Source organism: Salipiger sp. ABF4_146 (genome assembly GCF_056161345.1).
In genome coordinates this window covers 1-3746 of the sequence record NZ_JBSWYX010000057.1, presented here as the reverse complement: position 1 = coordinate 3746, position 3746 = coordinate 1, and the positions used below count along the sequence as shown (strand labels likewise).

General features: G+C 56.1%; 5 protein-coding genes. 2 read left to right on the top strand and 3 right to left on the bottom strand.

Annotated elements, in window-relative coordinates; genetic code table 11:
• Nucleotides 1–83 precede the first annotated feature (83 nt).
• Nucleotides 84–416 carry a dsDNA nuclease domain-containing protein gene (locus ACXAJT_RS27450; RefSeq protein WP_475242168.1) on the bottom strand — a complete coding sequence of 111 codons (333 nt, stop codon included), beginning with the start codon at nt 414–416 and terminating at the stop codon, nt 84–86.
• Between the two features lie 604 nt (nt 417–1020).
• The gene (locus ACXAJT_RS27445) at nt 1021–1620 is read right to left on the bottom strand and encodes a transglutaminase-like cysteine peptidase (protein ID WP_475242165.1); all 600 of its coding nucleotides are present in this window, start codon (nt 1618–1620) and stop codon (nt 1021–1023) included.
• A gap of 157 nt (nt 1621–1777) precedes the next feature.
• Here ACXAJT_RS27445 and ACXAJT_RS27440 point away from each other — a divergent pair, with 157 nt between their 5' ends.
• On the top strand, nt 1778–2191 hold the full coding sequence (locus ACXAJT_RS27440; RefSeq protein ID WP_475242162.1) for a c-type cytochrome: 414 nt from the start codon (nt 1778–1780) through the stop codon (nt 2189–2191).
• A gap of 330 nt (nt 2192–2521) precedes the next feature.
• Nucleotides 2522–3154, top strand: a complete 633-nt coding sequence (locus tag ACXAJT_RS27435) for a tyrosine-type recombinase/integrase (protein ID WP_475242158.1) — start codon at nt 2522–2524, stop codon at nt 3152–3154.
• A 452-nt stretch (nt 3155–3606) separates the two neighbouring features.
• On the opposite strand, the gene ACXAJT_RS27430 is transcribed toward ACXAJT_RS27435, so the two are convergent.
• The coding region (locus tag ACXAJT_RS27430; protein ID WP_475235360.1) for a transposase at nt 3607–3746 on the bottom strand (140 nt) is incomplete at its 5' end.

Below are 3746 nucleotides of genomic sequence, written 5' to 3'. Positions count from 1 at the left end.
CGGACACCGGCACCGGAGACCTTCATCCCCATAGATCGAAGGCCGACCATGCATTAGCATTTAACCCGGACCACTCGCAGGGGTCAGCTCACTACGTTGTAGTAGGCCTTACCGACGATGGATCGCGGCAGCTCGCCCTTCGCGCTTCGCCGAGCGAGCCTCTTTGCTGTCCAAGTGAGTTCGCTGCGCGATTTCACTTGGTAAAACGAAAGCTCTGAGGCCCCCCCTTCTTCGACGAAGACGACGAGGTCGTCATGATGATCGAACAGGGCGACGAATTCCTTTCCATCTCTAAAGAGGTCAAGAATCAATGCCATTGAAACGTTCACCTGAAAGTCGAAGGCCATGAACGCCGAAGCGCCCGCGGTTTCGCGGGGTTGCTTTGATGCAACCGTCTTTAATGTGGGCTTCGTCAATGACAATAGTTCCGTAAGGTTTGAGTGTATGAATCGCGATGCAGAAACTGAATGGAGTACCGCAACTCAAGATGTCGTCTCGGCTTAGCCAATCCATCGGGACCGCGACCAACTTCGCGGCCACACTTGTAAGAATTGATCATCCATCCCAAAAACAGCCGCTTTCGTCTACCTTTACCGGAACCCACGACGCGACGCGTATGTCATCTGGTGCTTAGGCGCAACAATGTTGCTGAATACGCAGTTCTTTATGCACTCTTAAACCTTTGAAGCTCGACACACGGCAGCGAACACCCTGTGTCAGGGGGATCGGCTTTTTTGTAACGCAGTTGGAAGGCGATCTAAATGTCCGCTTCCTGAGCATTGCTGTCGGTCGTGTTCGCTGCAGCGAACGGCAGGTCACCGCCCATCGCGTCGGCCCTGCTGAGCTTGCTGCGCCAGGCGCGCAGGTCCGCTTAGGCTGACTCCGGACTTGTGCGTTGCCTGGCCGGCCGGCAGGAGCACTGATCGAGCCGCTTTAGCCCACTTCCAGTCGCACGTCACATCAAAGCCATGGTGCAGGATAACCGACCTTCTCCGTTCCACCTTACAACCACCTTTCAATTCAATCATAAGTCCAAATCTCCTGGTCATACCTTTCCCATTTGCCATCAGGGCGCTCTCTACTCTCAAAATTATAAGGGGACGAATACCAAACATCGACTTCATTTTCGAGCGTATCCAAGAGGTATGTCCCGTAGGTCGTTTCTACAAGAAGCACGGCGTGGGAGCTGAGAGTGCGACGATGATGCACAATTGCGATAGTCATCGCTCCACGGGGAAGGCCCTGCTGTACGAGCCATTCTCTTTTGTATAAGGCAATATCCTCGCAATCACCGAAGCCGGCTGAGGGGAAAGCCCAGTATTCCTCGGCCCCGTAGAGTTCTAAGTCTGTCACGCTGCAGTCTATGGCCCGCTTCGCTGCTTCATTAGCGGCCTCAAGGAGCAAGATGGTATCTGGGCGATAGGAGATCGCGTGCGGTCCTGACAGGTCGCAATGTTTGGGATTCCGGATGCAGTACGAGGTATAAGGAGAATAGGAGTCTCGCAATTCCGCAATGGGTAAACTCAAGTTACGCGATGGCTCAGCGGACAGGGGATATACAAAATATAGGTCAGATATATAGCTGATGATGATCGCCTGAAATATTCCGCGCAAGTGCATTTTCAGAGCTCCACGCTATGTCAGTCAAAGCCGCGTAAACCTCTTGGTACCGTGAGCCGAGAGGATTCTTCTTGTTCATCATCAATGACACGGACTGAGCATACGCACACTATGATCGCCACCTGGGCACTGATTGCTCGCCAGGAGAGGGATCGTCATGTTGAGCACCAACCACATTGCATTTTTTGCCGTCTTCGGAGCTGGTTTTGTGACGTTCGGAGGTTCCGCACCAGCTCTAGCGGATGAAGCGGGCGAGAGGGAATATCTCGCTGCTTGCGCGGGTTGCCATGGAGAAAGCGCGATGGGCGATGGGCCGCTTGCGGGCCTCTTGAACATCTCAACTCCGGGCCTGCTGCAGCTTGCACAGGCAAACAACGGGACATTTCCCTTCGAAGCGGTTCTAGCGACCATCGACGGCCGCGACGGCGTTAGGGCTCATGGTGAGCCGATGCCGGTATGGGGCGAGCGATTCCAGGCTTCAGCCACCAGCCAGCGTGGTGAGACCTCAGAGATGGTCGCCAGAGGCCGTATCCTGTCTCTCGTTTACTACTTGGCCTCAATCCAGCAGTAGCTGCACTAAGTCCGTTCCTTTGCGTTCTTCATCCGACTACGAGCAAATGGCCGGAAGGCAGTCAATTGGGTCTAGGCGCGCACAGGTCCACTACCTCTGGTTCGGCAATTCAAGGGGACTGACAGCTTTGGCCCTGAGCAGGGCGCGGGCACATGCGTCTGCAAAGGGCTGTCACCAGCCAAATGCGCTCGTGCAAGCGCTCGGCCCAGCACCCACGATTCAGACTTGGCGCCGCCTTGCAGCGTCGCGGTGCTGGGTCTCCATGCTAGCATTACGCCGCCGGCAACGGGTCGGAGATGTGGCTGGGCGCGGGGGAGGGAGACCTTCACCATGGGAAATGAGAACCTACCCGCCGTTCGCCCCACCAAACCCGCCTGGAACCGAGGCCGCATTGTCGGACAAAAGCGGCCTCTATTGCCTCGACACGTCTGGGCCATCCGCGTCCGTTTGGAAATCGCAGCGAAGATCCGCGACCTCGCGCTCTTCGACCTCGCGATCGACAGCAAGTTACGCGGCTGCGACCTCGTGTGCTTGAAAGTGACGGACGTGCTTTCTGCCGGTTCGATCAAGGAACGCGTATCGGTCGTGCAGCAGAAGACTCGACAGCCGGTGCGCTTCGAGATCACCGAGGGCACGAGGCGGTCATTGATGGTGTGGCTCGCTAGCCCGACGATGAGGGGCAGAGAGTATCTATGGCCCGGCCGCGTTCATGATCGTGTGCACATTTCGACGCGGCAGTATGCCCGACTGATAAAGGGCTGGGTGAGCTCGATCGGGCCGGAGCAATCTGCGTATGCCACGCATTCGATGAGGCGGACTAAGGTGGCCCAAATCTACCGCAAAACCGGCAACTTGCGCGCCGTCCAGTTACTGCTCGGGCATTGCAAGATGGACAGCACAGTTCGCTACCTGGGTGTGGAGTTAGAAGATGCCCTGACAATTTCTGAAGCTGTGGACCTCTGAAAACCGACCTCCGGACCTTGGCCATGGACAAGGCTAAGGCCCGGAGCCAGCCCAAACTCGACATTCCTCTCGACTTACCCCGCACGGTGAAGCGGACCTTCATCCGGGAAGCATATGACGACCGAGGTGCGGACGTCCTGAGGTTTGCGGCATGTGCCGCATCTACCCCGCTGCCCGGCGGCAAAGCGAAGTGAGCAGCCGGTCGCGCCAGGCACTTAAACGGACCGGACGGCACAGCAAGCCTATGAGACGGTCGATGGCCTATTTTCCCGCAAGCTAATGGATATTGGAAGAAAGCCACCCGTTGCCGTATATGGTAATTTCTCACCTCGGATGCTCAGAAACGGCCACCCACAGGCGTGCAAGAATTTTCTAACCGATTTCTTTTCGATTTACCTTTAATTCCTGAGGTTCTTCGAAATTTTCAATTTAGGCTCAGGACTCGTTCTCCTTCAAAGCCAGAAGATTACGGTCGCAGCGAGTGCGATTGCTGAGAAGAAAGCTTGTGGGCAGCGGTCGTACCGGGTCGCAACCCTCCTCCAGTCCTTGAGCCTGCCGAACATGATCTCGATCCGGTTGCGCCGTTTGTATC

What these genes read in the sequence shown, in the direction of transcription:
- ACXAJT_RS27445 (WP_475242165.1), bottom strand. Translation starts at nt 1,620, where the DNA reads ATGCACTTGCGCGGAATATTTCAGGCGATCATCATCAGCTATATATCT.
- ACXAJT_RS27440 (WP_475242162.1), top strand. Translation starts at nt 1,778, where the DNA reads ATGTTGAGCACCAACCACATTGCATTTTTTGCCGTCTTCGGAGCTGGT.
- ACXAJT_RS27435 (WP_475242158.1), top strand. Translation starts at nt 2,522, where the DNA reads ATGGGAAATGAGAACCTACCCGCCGTTCGCCCCACCAAACCCGCCTGG.